Source organism: Pantoea sp. EKM103V (genome assembly GCF_011800365.1).
GTDB classification, from domain to species: Bacteria; Pseudomonadota; Gammaproteobacteria; order Enterobacterales; family Enterobacteriaceae; genus Pantoea; species Pantoea anthophila.
This window is the reverse complement of record NZ_JAALFQ010000012.1, coordinates 56,877-76,911: the sequence shown is the minus strand read 5'-3', so window position 1 is coordinate 76,911 and position 20,035 is coordinate 56,877. Positions and strand designations below refer to the sequence as shown.

21 protein-coding genes are annotated in these 20,035 nt (G+C 57.4%); 6 read left to right on the top strand and 15 right to left on the bottom strand.

Features of this window, described 5'->3' with window-relative positions; genetic code table 11:
- Positions 1-59: 59 nt before the first annotated feature.
- Together dut and coaBC are read right to left on the bottom strand one after the other, a co-directional pair.
- Positions 60-518: a dUTP diphosphatase gene (gene dut, locus HFD97_RS19220; protein WP_033736106.1), complete on the bottom strand. Its 459-nt coding sequence runs from the start codon at positions 516-518 to the stop codon at positions 60-62.
- A complete protein-coding gene (gene coaBC, locus HFD97_RS19215) occupies positions 496-1,716 on the bottom strand; it encodes a bifunctional phosphopantothenoylcysteine decarboxylase/phosphopantothenate--cysteine ligase CoaBC (protein WP_167432384.1) in 1,221 nt (406 codons plus the stop codon). The genes dut and coaBC overlap by 23 nt, the downstream gene beginning before the upstream one ends.
- Before the next feature lie 180 nt (positions 1,717-1,896).
- Between coaBC and radC the strand changes: the two genes are divergently transcribed.
- The 4 genes from radC to mutM all read left to right on the top strand — a co-directional run bounded on the left by radC (position 1,897) and on the right by mutM (position 4,097).
- Entirely contained in the window at positions 1,897-2,553 is a 657-nt protein-coding gene (radC, locus tag HFD97_RS19210; protein WP_009088110.1) for a DNA repair protein RadC, read from the top strand.
- A 240-nt stretch (positions 2,554-2,793) separates the two neighbouring features.
- Positions 2,794-3,030, top strand: a complete 237-nt coding sequence (rpmB, locus tag HFD97_RS19205; RefSeq protein WP_006121249.1) for a 50S ribosomal protein L28 — start codon at positions 2,794-2,796, stop codon at positions 3,028-3,030.
- Positions 3,031-3,050: 20 nt separating this feature from the next.
- Positions 3,051-3,218, top strand: a complete 168-nt coding sequence (rpmG, locus tag HFD97_RS19200; protein WP_001051798.1) for a 50S ribosomal protein L33 — start codon at positions 3,051-3,053, stop codon at positions 3,216-3,218.
- Between the two features lie 69 nt (positions 3,219-3,287).
- On the top strand, positions 3,288-4,097 hold the full coding sequence (gene mutM, locus HFD97_RS19195; protein ID WP_167432383.1) for a bifunctional DNA-formamidopyrimidine glycosylase/DNA-(apurinic or apyrimidinic site) lyase: 810 nt from the start codon (positions 3,288-3,290) through the stop codon (positions 4,095-4,097).
- Here the strand turns inward: mutM and coaD are convergent.
- From coaD to rfaD, 11 genes are all read right to left on the bottom strand, one after another.
- A complete protein-coding gene (gene coaD / locus HFD97_RS19190) occupies positions 4,094-4,573 on the bottom strand; it encodes a pantetheine-phosphate adenylyltransferase (RefSeq protein ID WP_046100859.1) in 480 nt (159 codons plus the stop codon). The two genes, mutM and coaD, sit on opposite strands and share 4 nt — an antisense overlap.
- Positions 4,570-5,346, bottom strand: a complete 777-nt coding sequence (locus HFD97_RS19185; RefSeq protein WP_167432382.1) for a glycosyltransferase family 2 protein — start codon at positions 5,344-5,346, stop codon at positions 4,570-4,572. The genes coaD and HFD97_RS19185 overlap by 4 nt, the downstream gene beginning before the upstream one ends.
- Positions 5,346-6,620, bottom strand: coding sequence for a lipid IV(A) 3-deoxy-D-manno-octulosonic acid transferase (gene waaA, locus HFD97_RS19180; protein ID WP_009088102.1), 1,275 nt, complete (start codon positions 6,618-6,620; stop codon positions 5,346-5,348). The genes HFD97_RS19185 and waaA overlap by 1 nt, the downstream gene beginning before the upstream one ends.
- 92 nt (positions 6,621-6,712) lie before the next feature.
- Entirely contained in the window at positions 6,713-7,846 is a 1,134-nt protein-coding gene (locus HFD97_RS19175) for a glycosyltransferase family 4 protein (protein WP_167432381.1), read from the bottom strand.
- Positions 7,839-8,915: a putative lipopolysaccharide heptosyltransferase III gene (gene rfaQ / locus HFD97_RS19170; protein WP_009088099.1), complete on the bottom strand. Its 1,077-nt coding sequence runs from the start codon at positions 8,913-8,915 to the stop codon at positions 7,839-7,841. Before rfaQ ends, HFD97_RS19175 begins: the two co-directional genes overlap by 8 nt.
- A gap of 73 nt (positions 8,916-8,988) precedes the next feature.
- Complete coding sequence (locus HFD97_RS19165) at positions 8,989-9,975, bottom strand: glycosyltransferase (protein WP_223812786.1); 987 nt, start codon at positions 9,973-9,975, stop codon at positions 8,989-8,991.
- 325 nt (positions 9,976-10,300) lie between these two features.
- Positions 10,301-11,290: a glycosyltransferase family 8 protein gene (locus HFD97_RS19160; protein ID WP_167432380.1), complete on the bottom strand. Its 990-nt coding sequence runs from the start codon at positions 11,288-11,290 to the stop codon at positions 10,301-10,303.
- A gap of 9 nt (positions 11,291-11,299) precedes the next feature.
- On the bottom strand, positions 11,300-12,376 hold the full coding sequence (locus HFD97_RS19155; protein WP_009088095.1) for a glycosyltransferase family 9 protein: 1,077 nt from the start codon (positions 12,374-12,376) through the stop codon (positions 11,300-11,302).
- Complete coding sequence (rfaC, locus tag HFD97_RS19150) at positions 12,373-13,350, bottom strand: lipopolysaccharide heptosyltransferase RfaC (protein WP_167432379.1); 978 nt, start codon at positions 13,348-13,350, stop codon at positions 12,373-12,375. The genes HFD97_RS19155 and rfaC overlap by 4 nt, the downstream gene beginning before the upstream one ends.
- Positions 13,338-14,393 (bottom strand): ADP-heptose--LPS heptosyltransferase RfaF, encoded by a 1,056-nt coding sequence (rfaF, locus tag HFD97_RS19145; RefSeq protein WP_167432378.1) that lies wholly within the window; start codon positions 14,391-14,393, stop codon positions 13,338-13,340. Before rfaF ends, rfaC begins: the two co-directional genes overlap by 13 nt.
- 17 nt (positions 14,394-14,410) lie before the next feature.
- Positions 14,411-15,343: an ADP-glyceromanno-heptose 6-epimerase gene (gene rfaD, locus HFD97_RS19140; protein WP_009088090.1), complete on the bottom strand. Its 933-nt coding sequence runs from the start codon at positions 15,341-15,343 to the stop codon at positions 14,411-14,413.
- 230 nt (positions 15,344-15,573) lie between these two features.
- Between rfaD and HFD97_RS19135 the strand changes: the two genes are divergently transcribed.
- Complete coding sequence (locus HFD97_RS19135) at positions 15,574-16,770, top strand: glycine C-acetyltransferase (RefSeq protein ID WP_167432400.1); 1,197 nt, start codon at positions 15,574-15,576, stop codon at positions 16,768-16,770.
- 10 nt (positions 16,771-16,780) lie between these two features.
- Positions 16,781-17,809 (top strand): L-threonine 3-dehydrogenase, encoded by a 1,029-nt coding sequence (gene tdh, locus HFD97_RS19130; protein ID WP_058957367.1) that lies wholly within the window; start codon positions 16,781-16,783, stop codon positions 17,807-17,809.
- 28 nt (positions 17,810-17,837) lie between these two features.
- On the opposite strand, the gene HFD97_RS19125 is transcribed toward tdh, so the two are convergent.
- Both HFD97_RS19125 and HFD97_RS19120 read right to left on the bottom strand, forming a co-directional pair.
- Positions 17,838-18,749 (bottom strand): hypothetical protein, encoded by a 912-nt coding sequence (locus tag HFD97_RS19125; protein WP_009088083.1) that lies wholly within the window; start codon positions 18,747-18,749, stop codon positions 17,838-17,840.
- Positions 18,742-19,971: a glycosyltransferase gene (locus HFD97_RS19120; protein WP_167432377.1), complete on the bottom strand. Its 1,230-nt coding sequence runs from the start codon at positions 19,969-19,971 to the stop codon at positions 18,742-18,744. Before HFD97_RS19120 ends, HFD97_RS19125 begins: the two co-directional genes overlap by 8 nt.
- Positions 19,972-20,035: the final 64 nt, after the last annotated feature.

Here is a 20,035-nt window from a genome sequence, read left to right as displayed (position 1 = left end):
CACGCGTCTCATGGCGATGAGGAAAAATAACGGGCGTAAGTGAAAGTCGGTAATACGGGTTACTGGCGGCCTGAGTGGCCGAAGCCGCCTTCGCCGCGCAGGCTGGCGTCAAACTCTTCTACCAGATTAAATTCTGCCTGCACTACCGGAACGAAGACCAGTTGCGCCATGCGGTCGCCAGGCTGCAGTGAGAAGCTTTCCTGACCGCGGTTCCAGACGGAAACCATCAGCTGTCCCTGATAGTCGGAGTCAATCAGACCGACCAGGTTGCCCAGCACGATGCCATGCTTATGGCCAAGGCCGGAGCGCGGCAGGATGACCGCAGCCAGATCGGGATCGGCAATATGAATCGCCAGACCGGTCGGAACCAGCGTCGTGGTGCCCGGTGCGATGTCGAGAACATCATCAATACAGGCGCGTAAATCTAACCCAGCGGAACCTGACGTGGCGTAGGTTGGCAGAGGAAATTCTTTGCCGACGCGCGCATCGAGGATTTTAACGTCTATTTTTTTCATCATAATGGCTGACAATCTCGTCTATTAATTGTTGGCCAAGGAGAGACTTATCGCTGAGCGGTAAGCGCTTTTCTCCATCCTGCCAAAAAAGGTGAAGAGCATTGGTGTCGCTATTAAACCCCTGTCCGGTTTGAGCGACGTTGTTAGCGCAGATCAGATCCAGATTCTTGCGCACCCGTTTTTGCCGGGCGTATTCTTCCACATTCTGTGTTTCAGCAGCAAATCCAACGACGAATGGCCGGTTTTCCTTAAGTGCGGCGACGCCGGCAACAATGTCGGGATTCTTTATCAGGTTCAGCGTAACGGTATCATCGCCGCCCTGTTTCTTGATTTTATCGGCCGCAATATCGGCTGCCCGGTAGTCTGCCACGGCTGCGCTTGCAATGAAAATATGTTGTTTATCTATCTCACTCATCACCGCGGCCTGCATCTCCAGCGCGCTGGTGACATCAATGCGCCGCACGCCGGCAGGGGCAGACAACGTGACCGGGCCGCTGACCAGCGTAACCGTTGCGCCGCGTCGGGCGGCGGCGGCGGCAATCGCAAACCCCATTTTTCCGGAGCTGTGGTTGGTGATGTAGCGCACCGGGTCGAGCGCCTCACGGGTCGGGCCGGCGGTAATCATAATGTTGAGATGTTGCAGATCGTTGACGGGAGTGGCCCACGTGACCGCATGGTCCACAATCGCCAGCGGATCGAGCATCCGGCCGGGGCCGACATCGCCGCAGGCCTGGCTGCCGCTGTCCGGTCCCCAGATCAGCACGCCACGCGCCTGTAACTGCTCCAGGTTGTGCTGCGTCACCGCCGCGCGATACATCTGCTGGTTCATGGCGGGCACCACGGCCACGGGCGAGGCGGTCGCTAACACGGCGGTGGTCACCAGATCGTTTGCCATACCGGCGGTAATACGGGCTATCAGATCAGCCGTCGCCGGTGCCAGTACAATCAGGTCGGCCCACTTTGCCAGCTCAATGTGACCCATCGCGGCTTCCGCCGCCGGGTCGAGCAGATCGTCAAACACCGGATAGCCGGAGACGGCCTGTAAGCTGAGCGGCGTAATAAACGCCTTCGCGCCCTGCGTCATCATGACGCGGACATCGGCACCGCGATCGCGCAGGCGGCGCACCAGCTCCGGAGTTTTATAAGCAGCAATGCCGCCGCTTACGCCAAGAAGAATTTTTTTGCCGGCTAATCCCATCATGATGTTGGCCTCACTAAGCTCTCTGCCGCACGGGGCGGCGAATGCACGGACTTTATCACAAAAGTGCGGATGCGCCTTTTCACGGACTGCGTTTGCGAGCCGCCTCGAAGATTGTGGCTGCGCTGATGGCACCCTGGGCATGGCTGGGTCATGCTGGGGTTGATCTCAGGGAGAGCAGACATGAAAAACAGTGGACCACGGGAAAAACTGCAGAAGCTGGGCGCGCATGCCCTCAGCGATACCGAACTGCTGGCCATTTTTCTCCGCACCGGCTCGCCGGGGCAGAACGTCATTGAGCTGGCCGGACAGATGCTGCAGGAGTTTGGCTCGCTTTATCAGCTGATGACATCGGGCAAGGCGGCATTCAGTAACATAAAAGGCGTTGGTGATGCCAAACTGGCCCAGCTGCACGCGATTGCCGAACTGGCGAAGCGTTTCTTCGCCAGCAAGCTGGCGCGCGAAAGCGTCATGGAAAATCCCCAGATCACCCGCCAGTATCTGCAAAGTTTATTAGCCCATCAGGAGCGCGAGATCTTTATGGCGCTCTTTCTGGATAATCAGCACCGGGTGCTGCGGGCACAAAAAATGTTCTCGGGGTCGATTAACAGTGTGGAAGTGCACCCACGCGAGATCGTCCGGGAGGCGCTGAAGCTCAACGCCGCCGCGCTGATACTGGCGCATAATCATCCGTCGGGCATGGCAGAACCGAGCCGGGCTGACCGCCAGGTGACCCATAAAGTCAGCGAAGCCTGCCAGCTTCTCGACATCCGCCTGCTCGATCATCTGGTGATAGGTCATGGCGAATATGTCTCCTTTGCTGAGCGGGGATGGCTCTGATAGCGGGAAAATTCGCGCCAGGTGGCGGCTTTTTGCCCGATCATTCGGGATCTTTATCTGTTCGGGACTTGAGCACTTGGGCTGAGCGGCGTATACTACGCCACCTTTGAGAATCTCGGGTTTGGCGGTTAGGCCAGCTTAGCGGGTTCCATGGAACTCGCCTGGCGGGCTGCAAGCCTGACGAGGCGGCCAAAACCTAATTTTTAAAGCTCGAGCTGATTTGATTTTTGGAGAATAGACATGTCACGAGTCTGCCAGGTAACTGGAAAGCGTCCGGTGACCGGTAACAACCGTTCCCACGCAATGAACGCGACGAAACGCCGTTTCCTTCCGAACCTGCACTCACACCGTTTTTGGGTTGAGAGCGAGAAGCGCTTCGTTACTCTGCGTGTATCTGTAAAAGGTATGCGTATTATTGATAAAAAGGGCATTGATACGGTGTTAGCCGACATGCGTGCCCGTGGTGAGAAGTACTAAGAGTACTAAGGAACTGAATCATGGCTAAAGGTATTCGTGAGAAGATCAAGCTGGTTTCCTCTGCTGGTACAGGTCACTTCTATACCACCACGAAGAACAAACGTACTAAACCAGAGAAGCTGGAACTGAAAAAGTTCGATCCGGTTGTACGTCAGCATGTGATCTACAAAGAAGCTAAAATTAAGTAATTTTAGTGTTCTGCTAAAAACCCGGCTCCGGCCGGGTTTTTTGTTTGTGTAAAACGCTGAGGAGAGGGGATGCCAGAGTTGCCAGAGGTTGAAACCAGCCGCCGCGGTATCGAACCGCATTTGGTGGGTGAAACCATCCTTCACGCCGTGGTGCGTAATTCCCGTCTGCGCTGGCCTGTTTCACAGGAGATCCATGCGCTGAGCGATCAACCGGTGCTCAGCGTGCAGCGCCGGGCGAAATATCTGCTGCTGGAGCTGCCGCATGGCTGGATCATTATCCACCTGGGCATGTCCGGTAGCCTGCGCGTGCTGCCGGAAGAGCGGCCTGCGGAGAAGCATGACCATGTTGATTTGGTGATGAGCAACGGCAAAGTGCTGCGCTACACCGATCCGCGGCGTTTTGGTGCCTGGCTCTGGAGCAGCGAACTGGCAGGCAGCAGCGTGCTGGCGCATCTGGGACCGGAGCCACTGAGCGACCAGTTTGACGCGGATTACCTGTTTGAGAAGTCACGCGGCAAGCGAACGGTGATTAAGCAGTGGCTGATGGATAACAAAGTCGTGGTGGGGGTGGGCAACATCTACGCCAGCGAGTCACTGTTTACCGCCGGGATCCTGCCCGATCGTGCCGCCGGCAGTCTGTCGCAGGCGGAAGCAGAGCTGCTGGTCAACACCATCAAGGCGGTGCTGTTACGTTCCATTGAGCAGGGCGGAACCACGCTGCGGGACTTCTTACAGAGCGACGGTAAACCGGGCTATTTTGCTCAGCAGCTGCAGGTCTATGGCCGGGCAGGTGAGCCCTGCCGAGCCTGTGGGACACCCATTATCAGCGGCAGGCATGGGCAGCGCAGCACCTACTGGTGCCCCCGCTGCCAGCACTAAGCCAGCTTAGCCAGCAACGCCTGATGGACGGGCGCGGACAGGAAGGCGGAGACATCACCACCGTGACGCGCCACCTCTTTGACCAGCGAAGAGGAGATAAACGAGAAGCCCTCAGACGGCATCAGGAAAACGCTCTCCAGCGTCGGCAGCAGGTGACGATTCATCTGCGCCAGCTGCATTTCATACTCAAAGTCTGACACCGCACGCAATCCGCGCACCAGCACATTCGCCTGCTGGTCTCGCGCAAAATTGGCCATCAGGTCGCTGAATCCCACCACCTTAACGTTGGGCAGATGGGCCACCATCTCACTCGCCAGCGCCACGCGCTCCTCCAGACTGAACAGCGGCTTTTTGCTGGGGCTGGCGGCAACGGCCAGAATAACCTGATCAAACATCTGCGCGGCCCGCGTCACGATGTCGAGATGGCCAAGGGTGACAGGATCAAATGTTCCGGGATAGATGGCTTTCGTGCTCATACCTGCCCTTTTTCCGCAGCCTGATTCAGCGCCCAGAGGGCGGCATATTTGTTAAAGGTATATTGTGCGTTGACCACCGCCAGTATCCAGCCCTGCTTTCCGTCGAGAAAACCGGCGCGCAGCAGCAGCGTTTTCACAAACGCGCCCAGCGTATGACCGAACAGGGAGAACAGACCGCAACGCTTACCACGCTGGTGGCGTTCCGTGGCCCAGGCTTCGGCATAGGCCAGTTGCTTACGCTGAAAAGCGATCAGATCGCGGCAGGTCAGATGCTGTAAATCGCCGGGTAACGCCACCACCGGTGCGCCGTCACGCTGCAGCGATTCATGCACCAGATTATCATTGTAGCGGAAGGTGCGCGGATAGAGCCGCATCACGCGGTCAGGGTACCAGCCACTGTGGCGCATAAAGCGCCCCAGAAACAGATTGCTGCGGCCTAGGCTGTAAATCGTGCGGCCCGGCGGCGCGATAAGCACCTGCTCAATCGCCGCGCGCAGTTCCGGTGTGACGCGCTCATCGGCATCAATCATCAGAATCATATCGCCGGTGGCATAGTGCTGCGCGCGCTGGCGCTGGATGCCATACCCCTGCCAGTCATCGCTGTGGTAGACCTTCGCGCCAGCCTGCGTGGCAATATCGGCACTGTTATCGTGACTGCCTGAATCCAGCACGATAATCTCATCCGCCCAGCTGACTGAAGCCAGACAGTCTGGCAGCAGTTCCGCTTCATTTTTGGCGATCATAACGACTGAAAGACGCTGGCGTGCTGACATCAGTGAGCCCGTGGAGGTAAATGCGGTTCAAGTAACTGGAGCAGACGCTGTAACGCACCCTGGTTCTGGTGCAGCACGTCCACGGCATGACGGCCGTAATAACGACGATAGTCATCATCCTGCAACAGGTTGGTGACCTCTTTTTCCAGCGAGAACACGTCGGTGACAGTAATCAGTCCCTGGCCTTCCTGCAATTTGCCGCAGATATCTTTGAAGTTCCAGATATGTGGCCCCATCAGAACCGGAATCGCGTGCGCTGCAGGCTCCAGCGGATTGTGTCCGCCGCGCTCCACCAGGCTGCCGCCGACAAACGCCAGATCGGCAATGCCATAAAGCAGCATCAGTTCGCCCATCGAGTCGCCGATGACCACCTGGGTGGAGCCCGAGGGGATCTCGCCGCTGCTGCGCAGAATAAAGCTGAAGCCGCGCGACTGGGTCAGTTCACGCGCATCGTTAAAGCGCTCAGGATGACGCGGAACCAGAATCAGCAGCAGATCAGGAAACGTCTGCAACAGGCGGCGGTGAGCATCCAGCACAATGGCCTCTTCGCCTTCGTGAGTGCTGGTGGCAATCCAGACCGGACGGCGTGGCGCCCACTGGCGACGCAGCGTAACGGCTCTGGCGGCCAGCTCTGGCGTGACAGAAATATCAAACTTCAGGCTGCCGGTGATCGCCAGCTGAGAACGTTTCAGGCCAAGCTCCAGGAAGCGGTCGCCATCTTCACTGTTCTGCGCTGCTATCAGCGTGATGCTCTGCAACAGCCTGCGCATGAATTTACCCAGCTTGCGATAGCCTTTGGCGGATCGGGCTGAGAGACGCGCGTTGGCGATCACCAGCGGAATGTTACGCTGATGCAGAATGCGGATGATGTTTGGCCACAGCTCGGTTTCCATGATGATCACCAGCCGGGGGTTGACCGTGTCCAGAAAACGATTAATCGATCCGGGCAGATCGTAAGGGAGATAGACGTGGTGCACATCTTTGCCAAAGGCTGACTGTGCACGCTCAGAGCCGGTTGGCGTCATGGTCGTGACGGTAATCGGCAGGGTCGGGTAACGATGACGCAGCGCGCGCACCAGCGGCACCGCGGCCAGGGTTTCCCCCACGGAAACCGAATGCAGCACAATGCCGTCGGGCTTCACTTTGCCAACGCAATAGCCATAGCGCTCCGCCCAGCGTTTGCGATACGCCGGTGCTTTACGACCGCGCAGCCACAGGCGCAGCCAAATCAGTGGCTGAATAAAGTAGAGCAATGCGGTGTAAATGGTCGTCATAGTTACCGTTACAGCAGGTTCGCGTCTAAAAACAGGTTAAAATCAGATGGCGGCATGTTATCAGAAACCCCGCATGCACTCATCCCGGATTGTCAGTTGGTACTCAATACCTGTTGATAAAGCGAAGTCAGCGCCTGTGCCAGCCGTTGCGGGCCATAGGGTTCAACTTTACGCCGGGCCGCATCACCCATGCGTGAATCTTCCGTCAGCGGCGGAATGGCGCAAACGGCCTGATTTAATCCGTTGATATCCAGCGCATCACAGACGAAGCCCTCCTGACCGGCGGTAATAAACTCAGCCCCCCCGCAGCCGGTGCTGGTAATAACCGGCAGGCCGCAGGCCATCGCCTCCAGCACCACGTTAGGAAAAGGATCGTAGAGCGTGGGCAGCAGCAGGCCGTCCGCCGCGTGATAAAACGGCTGCACATCCTGCTGTACACCAACAAAGCGCAGGCGATCCAGGCAGTTCAGCTGGTTAGCCAGCTGCTGATAACGCTGCAGCTGTTTATCCTGACCCACCACAATCAGGTAACGGTCACTGGCGGCCAGCGCCTGAATCGCTGCTTTCAGCCCTTTGCGCTCAAAGCCGGAACCGACGTAAATCAGTACGGTGGCCGCATCCGGCAGCCCCAGCTGCTGGCGGGTCGCATGGCGGGTCGCTTCCGTGGCGGGCTGAAAACGACGGGCATCGATAGCGTTATGGATGACGTGGATTTTTCCGGCGTCGAGTGAGAAACAGCGCAGGATATCGCGCTTAACCATCTCTGAATTGCAGATCACCGCTTTCAGCGTCGGCGAATTAAACATCTCCGCTTCCGCCTGCAGAACGTAGCGATGATAGGGACTGAGGGTTGCGCTCAGTCGTTGCCACGGTGAGACGATGCGGGCGCGCTGCTCCAGCCAGACGCGATGCACGCCATCACCCGCGCGAAAGATGTCACAGCCAGCGATGCGTTCATGACTCTGCACAATATCGAATTTTTCACGCTCCCAGCAGGCGCGTGCGGCACGGGCAAAGCCGCGCTCGCGGGAAACCCTGCCCAGCTTTGCAGGATTACAGATATGGAGATGCCAGTCCGGATTGGGCGTGCCCTGCCAGCTGCGGGTAATGATGTTGAGATCGAGCTGTTCGCTGCCCAGTGCTTCCAGCGCACGGGAGATAAAACGCTCAGCACCGCCATCCGGCCGGTATTTCTGCCGGACAATCGCCAGCCTTAACTTACTCATTCAGGAAGCTCCTCGCCGCCGCCACCACATCCTTCACCGGAATGGCTGACAGATAACGCTGATCCGTTCGGGTGTCGATAGAATCGGGTGAGGGCAGTGGGCCATAATCCCCCGCCCAGATGACATGGTTGTTGTTCCCCCATGGCCGCCAGTGCTGCAGCTTGGTCGGGCCAAACAGGGCGATGCAGGGCGTTTCCAGCGCCGCCGCCATGTGCATCGGCGCAGAATCGACCCCGATAAACAGCGTGGCGTGATCGATAAGCGCCGCCAGCTGCGGCAGCGTAAACTGACCCGCCAGCGACACGACATCCGGCGAGGCGCACAGCGCGCGGATGCGGTTGATCATCGCCAGCTCCTGTTTGTCCGGCCCGGCGGTCAGCACCACCTTCCGTCCAGCCCGTGCCAGCTCATCGACCGTGGCGGCCACGCTCTCCTCTTCCCAGCATTTAAAGCCCCAGCGTGAGGTAGGCTGAACCACGATATAGGGGGTGGTCACCTGATGTTCTGACAGGCGGGTCAGCACGATCTGCTGGTCAGCGTCACTGTAGTGCATCGAAACGCGCGCATTGTCGCTGCTGATCCCGAGCGGGGCCAGGGCGGACATGTTCTGCTCAACGGTATGCAGTCTGCTGTGGTTATGCGTCGGGACCAGCCGGTTGTGACACCAGCGCCACAGGACGTTATCGCGTTTTTTAAAGGCGAAACCAATGCGCACCGGCGCAGCGGAGAGCCGGGTGATCAGCGCCGCACGCCACTGGTCTGCCAGATTAATCACCAGGTCATAATGGGCGTCACGGACGGCACGGATTAATGCCCGTTCATGGCCCAGCTTGCGCCAGGTGCCCTCCTGCTTCCATTTCCGGTCGATGACGTGCAGATGGCGGATAGCCGGATGCGCTTCCAGCATCGGGCGTGTCTCCTGATAGAGCAACACGTCGATACTGGCCTGCGGATAACGCGCATGCAGCGCATTGATGGCGGGCGTGGTGAGCAGCATGTCGCCGTGGTGGCGCAGCTTAATCAGTAAAATACGTTTTGGAGAGATGTTTGCTGGAGTCAGGCTGGCCATAAACAAAGGTTCTCAGATTTCAGTGAACCGATTGTAGGGCAAACGCTTTTTAGGATAAAGCCAGCCTCAGGGGTTATTTATCGCGCCAGCGATAGAGCCGTCCCAGCCACAGCAGTAACTGATACCACTGCTTAATGCCGCGGGCGTTGCGTAACATGCGCCGGTGTGTCCGGGTTGCGAACAGATCGGCGATGATCGCCTGGCGTGCGCGGGCATCAGGCTCACGTCTCACGCTATGGCAGACACTGAGCGCTTCATGCGTCACCTGAGCGTGAAACGACGGGTAGATCCGCACGCGGTCACGATAGCGGATATTAATCTCTTCCAGCAGCCGCGCAATCTTCAGGTAGTGGCGCTGATATTCGACGTTGCGCTCGCCGGTGCGTTTGCGGTTACTGATTGACGCGTCATGCATATAGTAGCGGTAGAGCACCGCATCGGTGTAACGCACGCGTTTTGCCAGCAGCATAAACTCGGTGGTCCAGGGAATATCCTGATGATGCAGGCCCGGCTCGAACTGCAACTGATGCTGCTCGATTAGCGACCGGCGGTAGATGCCCAGCCAGACCACATGCATATAGCGGCGGGTTTTCAGCGCGGTATTGAGCCAGTCAGCGCCGCTCAGCACCGGCGTGCTGCGCAGGCGATCCAGTGGTATCAGGGGTTTTACCCGCTGGCTGTGTTTGAAAAACCATTCGGCGTTGCACTGTGCCGCATCCAGATTGTCCGTTTCCGCCAGCGTCACCAGCGTCTGGTACATCCCGGGCTGCATGGTGTCATCCGCATCCGGAAAGGTGACATATTTGCCGCGCGCTATCGCCAGCCCGGCGTTACGGGCGCGCGACACGCCGCCATTTTCCTGATGAATCACGCGAATGTGGGAGTGATGTTCTGCATAGTGGTCAGCACGCTCGCCTGAGCCGTCAGTAGAACCATCATCGACGATGATGATCTCCAGCGAGGTCAGCGTCTGCGCCAGCAGTGCCTGCATGAACTCATCAAACATGCTGCCCGCATTGTACATCGGGGTAATGATACTCAGCAGAGGAGAAGTACTCATGACAATATCTGCACCAGCATTCTGTTCACTGTCAAAGGGCGTTGCCTCGTCATAAATCATTTCCAAATCAGCAGAATGGCATACATTAATCCACGATTATAAAACGGTGTCGCCTCCCTGCTTCACGAAAAACCACGCGCGCGCGTAATAATGCACTATCTGCCTCTTTTTTACGCAACGTGGCCGCGCCGGTAAACAGCATAGTGTGCCTGGGGTTTATCAGCAGCATTTTCAAAAGGATCTGGCAGACAGCGGTGGGGTCAGAGGGAAAAGATGGCGCGGCAGTCACCGCGCCCGGAGCGGTTTGACAGGTGGAGAGCGCTGACTAAAAAAATTTGAGCCTGACGTAATGCATCATCCAGCTCACGCTTTCTGCATACTGCTTCTGATGCCACTTGATACGGGCAAAGCGCTTCATCTCTTTATAATGTCTAGGTAAATCAAGCGGCTGAGAAGCCCAAGGCGAGCGCTGGTAATAGCTGTAGTAGAGCAGGGACAGGTCGCTGCCGGCCCAGGCATGCCAGGGCTTACACTTACCGGTGTAGTGAATCATCACGGTGTCAGCGGGCACGCGGGAGTGGTCCCAGACCTTGTTCGCGATGATGTCGTAGATGTGGTTGTAGCGATCCGGCAGGATCAGCACCTCATCCTCCAGCACAATATTCAGCGCATCCTGGTCGGGAAAACCGAACGCTGCGCCCCGGGTCACCAGAACCTCAGTAATCCGCGCGGTAGTCTGCCTGGCGAGCCAGCGTGGAATATTGATCAGCATAAAGCCGGAGTTGAAATAGTCATGGCGCTGCAGCCCGAGTCGCGCGCACTGGTTATGACGCGCACGCGGGGTGTCGTTGCAGGCTGCCAGCGTGTAGTCCGTGATATCCAGCGTGAACAGGGGGGAGTAATCGCCGACGACCAGCGTATCCGCATCGATGTAGATTACCCGGTCACTGTAGCGCGCCACCGTTTCAGGGATCAGAAAGCGGTAATGGATACTTTTGGGATAGCGTCCGACCGCCGGCAACTGATCGACCCAGGCACTGTTAAAAATATGCAGGGTGATGGCCAGACGATGGCCCGACGCCATTGAGCGCAGCTTTTCCACATCCTCTTCCTGCAGCGAGTCAGAGAAAATATGGGCGTGGAAAGCGGTGTCGGGGTGATGGCTGAGAAGTGAAAACAACGTAATACCCAGACCACGCGCGTAAGCGTGGTTGATGCCAAACGCAACGTGAACCGGATTATCATCCGCATCCGCAAGCGTGTTGACCAGCAGCTGACTTTGCTGAACGGCATCAGCAAGAGGGGTAATTGCCATTACGCTTCACTATTCCAGATTATGAGTAATAAACGTTTGTATTCTAGTCAGTTTGTCGGCATCCAGCCCGAATAATTTTTCAGCGGGCTGATCAAACTTAAATCGCGTGGCAAAAACAAAGGTCGATGCGGCGATATTGTCCGGTCCGATAAACAGGACATTATTAACCGGGCGCTGTTCCCTGATCTCACAGGGGCCATAGAGCATAATGACCGGTATCTGTCGGGCGTCAGCAATATAAGCATTACCGGAATCCGATGAAATATAAAAATCCATCTGCGAGATGGCCCATGGCACCTCTTCCAGCTTCAGCGCGCCAATCAGGCTGACAATATTCTCCTGCGGGCCGGTCAGGCTCAGTAATTCATCCAGCCACGGCTGCTCGGCTGGTGGACCAAAGACATAAAAGGTGCAGGGCAGCTCAGCCAGCGACGCCATCAGCTGCTGCCAGATGGCGGCAGGAATGGTTTTGGCCCGATTCCCGGCAGAAATGCTGATGCCGATCTTAATCCCGCTGCGCGGATGCAGCAGCGCGGCAGGAGGCGCAGGCGGCTGCCAGAGCGGTGACGTGGCGTGCTTGGGAAAATCGGTGTAACGGTAGTCCCGATTAATCAGCTTCAGATAGCTGTCGAGCGTCAAATCCGTTTTCGCGTGGTCGACGATGCCACTGGCGCTGCGATAGAAGATCGCATGATAGGATTTACGCACATAGGTGCGCAGAAACTGTTTGTTCGGTGCGTTGCACAGCGCCGCGAAAAAGAGATTAACGCTGTTGGGCTGAACCAGATAAACATGGTCATAACGGTTCATCAGCGTGAACGCGAGTCTGAGTTTGGCAAAAAAGCTGCGCTTCGCCTCTTCAATCAGAAAATAGCGGCTGACCGTGTCATCGTGACGCGCCAGCGGCTCTACCGATTTGCTGATCAGCAGTTCAGACTGACCCAGGGCGCGCAGCATCGGGGTGATGTTAATAAAATCCCCGATCTTCGCCGTCTGAATCACCAGACTGCGGCCGGTGGGCCGGTAAAAGAGCCGCATCAGGGTGCGGAAAGGCAGCAGCAGCAGATAGATCAGCACATAGTTCATGGCGCATTTTTCCCGATAACGGCCTGCAGTTTCTCTGCCACGGCGTCAGCCGTCAGCTCCGCCAGATTGTGATTCGGGGCGCTCAGCGCCTGTTGGTTCTGCCCGTAGCCGCCAATCAGGCCTGGATCGGTCGGGCCATACAGCGTGAGATTAGGACGATCCAGTGCGGCGGTCAGATGGCTTAAACCGGTATCCACAGAGACCACCGCCCGCGCGCCTGCCAGCTGTCGCGCGATCGCTTCCAGCGTCAGCTTAGGCAGCACCTCGACATGCTCAAAACCTTCAGCCAGGCGCAGCGCACGCTGATGCTCATGCTCGGCACCCCAGGGCAGCTTCACCCGCAATCCGCTGGGCTGCATCTGCTCAATCAGCTGTCGCCAGTGGGATTCCGGCCAGTGCTTGTTGTCACGCGTTGTGGCATGCAGAAAGATCAGATAGTGATGCGCATCCGCGGGCAGATGATGCAGAAAATGCCCGGCAATCGCGTAGTCACCCTGGGTTTGCGGCTTTTCATAGCCCAGGCTTTTGGCGAACAGCTCGCGCGTCCGCTCAACGGCGTGCTGGCGTTTGCTGATCTCATGGCGGACGTCATACCACCAGCTGGCAAAAGGTTCACGCGCGCTGCGGCTATCCTGCCCGTGCTTTACCCCTTTGGATAAGCGGGTCACCAGCGCCGCGCTTTTGATCAGCCCCTGAGCATCAATTACGATATCGTACTCGCGCGACTGTAACGCGCGCTTAAACTGCACACGCTCTTCACGCTGCTGACTGCCAAACCAGTGTTTGCGCCAGCGGCGAATCGCGACCGGCAACACCTGGTCCACGGCAGGGTGCCAGCCAGGGATCTGGGCGAAATTCTCTTCCACTACCCAGTCAAAACGGATGCCGGGAATGGCATGCATCGCATCGGTCAGAGCCGGCAGCGAATGCAGCACATCCCCCATTGAGGACGTTTTAACAATCAGGACGTGCATGGCACCTCCTGCGGCGCAAAGAGCTCATTCAGCGTCTGAAGAACGCGCTCAGGCTGAATATCAATCAGGCTCTGGTGATACCCCTGTTCGGCATCGCCCTTACGCACTTTGTGATAGCCGGTAATCAGGCGAATAATACGCGCCTGGCGGGCCAGCGGTGGCGTAAAGTCAGGGCTGCTGGGTCCATAGAGTGCCACCAGCGGACGATCCAGCGCGGCGGCGATGTGCATCAGGCCGGAGTCGTTACTGACCACGGCGCGGCATTGCGCCAGCAGGATGACCGCCTGCTCCAGCTGGGTTTCACCCGCCAGATTGCGGCAGTGACTGCGACTCTCTTCCGGCAGTACCGCGATGATCTCTTCGCCGGTCGGGCGATCTTTGGCGGAGCCAAACAGCAGGATCTGAAAGCCTTCGGCGATCAGCTGGCGGGCCAGGGCGGCGTAGTGGTAGTGCGGCCAGCGTTTAGCCGGGCCAAATTCCGCGCCCGGACAAAAACCGATGATCGGACGCGTTGCGGTGAGCTGAAACTGTGCGGCCGTTTCCCGCTTCTCCTGCTCTTCAACCTGCAACTTTGGCCACAGGAGCGGCTGCGGCAGCTGCGCCGCCGAGGCGACAGGCGTGTCGTAGCCCAGCGCCACGTAGCGCTCAACCATCAGCGGGAACGCGGCTTTATCCAGCACCCGCAGATCGTTCAGCAGGCCATAGCGCATCTCCCCCCGCCAGCCGACGCGGCGTGGTATGCCGGCAAAGAAGGGAACCAGCGCTGACTTAAAAGAGTTAGGCAGCACGTAGGCCCGGTCATAATGGCTGTCGCGCAGTGCCTTGCCCAGCCGGCGACGCTCGCCGAGTTCCAGCGCGCCATGGCCCAGGGGCATGGCCAGCGCCTGTCTGACCTCTGGCATGCGTGACAGCAGGGGACGGCACCATGCCGGTGCCATCACGTCTATCACCGCATCGGGATGTTCGGCCTTGAGGGTGCGATAGAGACTTTGCGACATCATCATATCGCCGACCCACGACGGGCCGATTACCAGAATTTTCATCGCCGGAGCAGCTTCCTTTATGCGTTGCGATTCAGCCAGACCATATAGTCAGCGACGCCCTGCGCCACCGTTTTAAACGGCTTGTCATAGCCCGCGGCACGCAGCTTCGTGAGATCGGCTTGGGTGTAAGCCTGATAACGGCCTTTGAGTTTTTCCGGGAACGGGATGTACTCAATCTGCCCTTTCTGATGAAACTTCAGCACGGCGTCGGCCACTTCCTGGAACGATTCGGCGCGGCCTGTGCCGCAGTTGTAGATCCCGGAGACGCCGTTTTCCCAGCACCACAGGTTCACGGCTGCCACATCATCAACGTGGATGAAATCGCGTTTGAAGCCGTCACTGCCTTCAAACAGTTTTGGATTTTCATCGTTGCTGATCTGGGTGTTCAGATGAAACGCCACGCTTGCCATGCTGCCTTTGTGGCCTTCGCGCGGTCCATAGACGTTGAAGTAGCGGAAGCCACACACCGGCGAGTTCGCTTCCGGCAGCATCTGACGAACATAGTGGTCGAACAGCATTTTGGAGTAGCCATACACATTCAGCGGCTGCTCATACTGACGCTCTTCGATGAAGTTTTCATTGCGGCCGCCGTAGGTCGCTGCAGAAGAGGCGTAAAGGAACGGGATCTCGCGCTCCAGGCAGTAGTGCAGCAGCTCTTTGGAGTACTGATAGTTGTTCTCCATCATGTACTTGCCATCCCACTCGGTCGTGGAGGAGCAGGCACCCTGATGGAATACCGCTTCAATCGGGCCTAAATCGTCGCCCGCGATCACGCTCATCAGAAACTCTTCTTTGTCCATGTAATCGACGATATCCAGGTCGACTAAATTGGCAAACTTAGTGCCATCCTTCAGATTATCCACCACCAGAATGTCGGTGTGACCGCGATCGTTCAGCGCTTTGACGATGTTGCTGCCAATCATTCCTGCGCCGCCAGTTACGATAATCATGTTGTTACCTTCAATGTTGTGGGGTGAAACAGGAGGTTTCACACACGAATACCTCACATCATAACATTTCATCAGGGTGCAGACAGCCAGATGACTCTGTAACGCCACAGGGCTGCCACCTCGTGGCGTGAACTATGCTGCAAAAATGACATTCTGTTGGGCGTTTTATCGTGAAGAAGCGCCCTGTTCAGTAAGATATGCCAGGTTTTTGCCATCTGAGGAGAGCAATGATGCCTGCGCAATTTTATCAACAACTTCGTCAGCAACTGGATGATGCACGTCAGGAAGGGCTGTTTAAACAGGAGCGGATCCTCACCTCTGCCCAGCAGACAGAGATAGCGGTAGATCACGGTCCGGCAGTGATTAACTTTTGCGCCAATAACTATCTGGGCCTGGCCAATCATCCGGCGCTGATTCAGGCCGCGAAGGCGGGGATGGATTCGCACGGCTTTGGCATGGCGTCGGTGCGCTTTATCTGTGGCACGCAGGACAGCCATAAGCAGCTGGAAAAGCGGCTGGCCGCGTTTCTCGGTATGGAAGATGCCATTCTCTACTCCTCCTGCTTTGACGCCAACGGCGGCCTGTTTGAAACGCTGCTGGATGCAGAGGATGCCATTATTTCCGATGCGCTGAATCACGCCTCCATCATCGACGGCATCCGGCTCTGCAAAGCACAGCGCTACCGCTACGCGAACAACGACATGACGGCGCTGCGGGATTGCCTGCAACAGGCGCGCGATAAAGGCGCACGCCATATCCTGATCGCCACCGATGGCGTTTTCTCCATGGATGGGGTCATCGCCAATCTGTCCGCCATCTGCGACCTGGCTGAAGAGTTCTCTGCGCTGGTGATGGTGGATGATTCCCACGCGGTGGGTGTTGTCGGGAATGGCGGACGTGGCACCCACGAATATTGTGACGTGATGGGCCGGGTTGACATCATTACCGGCACGCTGGGCAAAGCGCTGGGCGGCGCCTCCGGTGGCTACACCGCAGCAAAAGCGGAAGTGGTGGAGTGGCTGCGCCAGCGTTCCCGTCCCTATCTCTTCTCCAACTCGCTGGCCCCGGCGATTGTGGCCGCCTCGCTGCGGGTGCTGGATCTGCTCAGCGAAGGCGATGGGCTGCGTCAGCGTCTCTGGGATAACGCCCGTTTCTTCCGGCAGCAGATGACCGCAGCGGGCTTTACGCTGGCCGGGGCCGATCACGCCATTATTCCGGTGATGCTGGGTGAGGCCAGCGTCGCGCAGCAGTTTGCCCACCTGCTGCAACAGGAAGGCATTTACGTTACCGGCTTCTTCTATCCGGTCGTGCCAAAAGGGCAGGCACGCATTCGCACGCAAATCTCTGCGGCACATACCCAGCAGCAGCTGGAACGTGCGGTGGCCGCCTTTACCCGTATCGGCAAACAGCTGGGCGTCATCGCCTGAGGAGTCCGTTATGAAAGCACTCGCCAAACTGAAGAGGGAAGCGGGCATCTGGATGGTGACTGATGCGCCGATTCCTGAGCCGGGCCACAACGACCTGCTGATTAAAATCCGTAAAACCGCTATCTGCGGTACCGATGTCCACATCTACAACTGGGATGACTGGTCGCGCAAAACCATTCCGGTGCCGATGATTGTCGGTCATGAATATGTGGGTGAAGTCGTAGCAACAGGTCAGGAGGTAAAGGGCTTCACGCCTGGCGATCGGGTGTCGGGAGAGGGGCATATCACCTGCGGGCATTGCCGCAACTGCCGCGCCGGGCGAACGCATCTGTGCCGGAACAGCATGGGCGTGGGCGTTAACCGTCAGGGCTGCTTTGCGGAATATCTGGTCATCCCGGCCTTTAACGCCTTCAGAATTCCCGACAACATTTCCGATGAGCTGGCCGCGATCTTTGACCCGTTTGGTAATGCCGTGCATACCGCGCTGTCGTTCGATCTGGTTGGCGAGGATGTGCTGATCTCCGGCGCGGGGCCTATCGGCATCATGGCCGCGGCGGTCTGCCGCCATGTCGGCGCGCGTAACGTCGTGATCACCGACATCAATGACTACCGACTGGCGCTGGCGCGAAAAATGGGCGTCACCCGCGCGGTCAATGTGGCCCATGAAAATCTGCGCGACGTCATGCATTCGCTGGGGATGACGGAAGGATTTGATGTCGGACTGGAGATGTCCGGTGCGCCTCCTGCGTTTCGCGCGCTGCTCGACGTAATGAATCACGGCGGGCGGATTGCCCTGCTGGGTATTCCGCCGGGTGAGATGGCTATCGACTGGAATCAGGTGATCTTCAAGGGGCTCTTTATTAAGGGCATTTATGGCCGGGAGATGTTTGAAACCTGGTACAAAATGGCGGCGCTGATCCAGTCCGGTCTCGACTTAACGCCGGTCATTACGCATCGCTATGGGATTGACGACTTCCAGCAGGGCTTTGATGAGATGCGTTCAGGACGCTCGGGAAAGGTAATACTGAGCTGGGATTAACACACCGGCCGCCGCAGCGGCCGGATAATCAGCGTTGTTTCTTCTCTTCGTCGGTCAGATAGCGCACCTTGCGCGTGTAATCCTGACCTTTAAAGTGGAGCGGCTGTTGCGGATCGGCCAGATATTTTTGCCATTCCGACAGCGGAAAGCCGCCGTGTGCACCAACCACCTCCGCCGGGATCACCGCAGACTGACCGCCGATTTTCTTGGAGACCGGCCAGTTAGCCCATTCGCCCAGATTGACAGTTTTAATGTCCAGCATATCCAGCAGCACCGCGAGCGGCAGCTGATCGGTCGGCGGCTGACTGTCGTTCATCAGATGCCAGGTGTCATTGAACAGCGTCAGCCACAGCGGTGAAATACGCTGCCAGACCTCACGGGTCGCCGCCAGATAGGCACCGTTAACGTGATCCACCAGATAAGGCCGGATACTGTGCGGGTAGTAGGCAGGAATCGCCTCCTGCGGCGCATCAGCCAGCTTGGCAATCATTTTCCCCTGACGAAAGCTGGAGTAGAGATGGCCAGGTTTCATCATGATCTCCGGCATCTTTAGCAGATTGAGGTCGGAATCGATCATCAGAATGCCGTCGCCTTTTGCCTGCAACGGGGCCTGCAGTTTGATTAAGCGACTGCGATAGATCTGCTTGTAGCGATAGTGCTCTTCGCGCTGCGGTACATCCAGCGTGGCCACGCGGGTTTTAGCGGGCAGGCTGCCAAAGGCGTCGGCAGGCTGATCGCTGACAATCACAATCTCCTCTGCCTGCGTGGCAAAGCGCGCCGCAAAATCGGCACTGAGCAGCGCCTCTTCGATATAGTCCGCGCCCGTGCAGGGGATCACAACAGAGGTAACCGGTACCGAGCCCTGAACTTCTTTTAGCGAATAAGGCAGGTTATGGCTCGCCCGGATATGGCGATAACGGGGATTTAAAAAATTAAGCATGAGGTTTCTTATTAGCGACACTTTGCAGAATATTTTCAACGCCGCTGATGTAGGTTTCAATGGCGTACTGTTCACGAACGCGTTTCGCTGCCGCATTGATCAGGCGCTGACGTAAGCCGGCATCCTGCCACAGCGCGGTTAAGTGCTGGGTCAGCTGCACCACGTTGCCATAATCGAACAGCAACCCGGTTTCGTCATGACTGATCAATTCGGCAGTACCGACCACACGGGAACCGATGACGGCGGTATTCACCAGCATCGCCTCCAGCACGACCCGAGGTAAGCCCTCACTGCGTGAGGCAAGAATAAACGCATCAAAGGCGGTGAGGTAATCCAGCGCATTGTTCTGAAAGCCCGTAAAGACCACATGCTGCTGGATATTCTCCGCCGTTGCGAGTTGCAGCAGGTGCTGGAGTTCCGGGCCGGCACCGACAATCACCATCCGCCAGTCCGCGTCGGGATGAGCCCGTTTGAAACGGCCCAGCGCCTGCAGAATGTGATGATTGGATTTACGTAATATCAGTGAGCCGATGGTGCCAAACACAAAGGTGGTCGGGGAGAGTTTAAAACGCTGGCGAACGTCGAGGCGGTCAGGTAAAGGCTGGTGGATGTCGATCGCATTGTTGACGGTAAAACAGCGTTCCGCATCAACACCGTGGCTGATCAGCGTCTTATTTACCCCCTGCGACACGGCAATAATCGCCTGGCACTCCTGGTTCACCATGCTGACCAGGCGTGGTTCCAGCACCGGGTCGATACGGCAATGCTGTACCACCGCCACATCCAGGCTGCGCGCGGCCAGATAGCCCTCCACATTGGTGCTGGGCTGGTTATTCATGTAGAGCGTGTCAAATTTTCCCAGCTGGAGCAGGGAGTTGATTTTGCTGGCGTTAGGCATGATGCGCCAGCGTGTATCGATCTCATCGATAGCCCGCTTCTTCAGCTTTTTATTAAAAAACAGCAGCGCCCGCACGGCCTCTTTGACAAATTTTGCCCAGCGCGGCTGCCTGATCTGCGGGATAAAAAAGACCGGAATGGCCAGCGCGTTGAGCGTGGCCTCAATGGTTTCGTCGTTGCCACGGCTGTAGTTGTGATAGAAGCAGCAGGTAATATCAAATTTCTGACGATCGATACGTTTCAGCAGCTCCAGCATACTGTTGGTGCCGCCTCCCCACTCTCTGCCGTTATCCAGCAGCAGGATTTTTTGTTTATTAATCGTCATCCGTCTTACTATTCCCGCACCGCATATTATCGCCCGACCGGGATTATAGTAATTTTTACCTGCA

Coding starts and splice junctions, on each gene's coding strand:
- rfaC (WP_167432379.1), bottom strand. CDS start 13,350: ATGCACGTCCTGATTGTTAAAACGTCCTCAATGGGGGATGTGCTGCAT.
- HFD97_RS19160 (WP_167432380.1), bottom strand. CDS start 11,290: ATGGCAATTACCCCTCTTGCTGATGCCGTTCAGCAAAGTCAGCTGCTG.
- tdh (WP_058957367.1), top strand. CDS start 16,781: ATGAAAGCACTCGCCAAACTGAAGAGGGAAGCGGGCATCTGGATGGTG.
- coaBC (WP_167432384.1), bottom strand. CDS start 1,716: ATGATGGGATTAGCCGGCAAAAAAATTCTTCTTGGCGTAAGCGGCGGC.
- HFD97_RS19165 (WP_223812786.1), bottom strand. CDS start 9,975: ATGAGTACTTCTCCTCTGCTGAGTATCATTACCCCGATGTACAATGCG.
- coaD (WP_046100859.1), bottom strand. CDS start 4,573: ATGAGCACGAAAGCCATCTATCCCGGAACATTTGATCCTGTCACCCTT.
- waaA (WP_009088102.1), bottom strand. CDS start 6,620: ATGACGACCATTTACACCGCATTGCTCTACTTTATTCAGCCACTGATT.
- HFD97_RS19120 (WP_167432377.1), bottom strand. CDS start 19,971: ATGACGATTAATAAACAAAAAATCCTGCTGCTGGATAACGGCAGAGAG.
- rfaD (WP_009088090.1), bottom strand. CDS start 15,343: ATGATTATCGTAACTGGCGGCGCAGGAATGATTGGCAGCAACATCGTC.
- rpmB (WP_006121249.1), top strand. CDS start 2,794: ATGTCACGAGTCTGCCAGGTAACTGGAAAGCGTCCGGTGACCGGTAAC.
- rfaQ (WP_009088099.1), bottom strand. CDS start 8,915: ATGGCCAGCCTGACTCCAGCAAACATCTCTCCAAAACGTATTTTACTG.
- dut (WP_033736106.1), bottom strand. CDS start 518: ATGATGAAAAAAATAGACGTTAAAATCCTCGATGCGCGCGTCGGCAAA.
- mutM (WP_167432383.1), top strand. CDS start 3,288: ATGCCAGAGTTGCCAGAGGTTGAAACCAGCCGCCGCGGTATCGAACCG.
- HFD97_RS19175 (WP_167432381.1), bottom strand. CDS start 7,846: ATGAGTAAGTTAAGGCTGGCGATTGTCCGGCAGAAATACCGGCCGGAT.
- radC (WP_009088110.1), top strand. CDS start 1,897: ATGAAAAACAGTGGACCACGGGAAAAACTGCAGAAGCTGGGCGCGCAT.
- HFD97_RS19135 (WP_167432400.1), top strand. CDS start 15,574: ATGCCTGCGCAATTTTATCAACAACTTCGTCAGCAACTGGATGATGCA.
- HFD97_RS19185 (WP_167432382.1), bottom strand. CDS start 5,346: ATGTCAGCACGCCAGCGTCTTTCAGTCGTTATGATCGCCAAAAATGAA.
- rpmG (WP_001051798.1), top strand. CDS start 3,051: ATGGCTAAAGGTATTCGTGAGAAGATCAAGCTGGTTTCCTCTGCTGGT.
- HFD97_RS19125 (WP_009088083.1), bottom strand. CDS start 18,749: ATGCTTAATTTTTTAAATCCCCGTTATCGCCATATCCGGGCGAGCCAT.
- rfaF (WP_167432378.1), bottom strand. CDS start 14,393: ATGAAAATTCTGGTAATCGGCCCGTCGTGGGTCGGCGATATGATGATG.
- HFD97_RS19155 (WP_009088095.1), bottom strand. CDS start 12,376: ATGAACTATGTGCTGATCTATCTGCTGCTGCTGCCTTTCCGCACCCTG.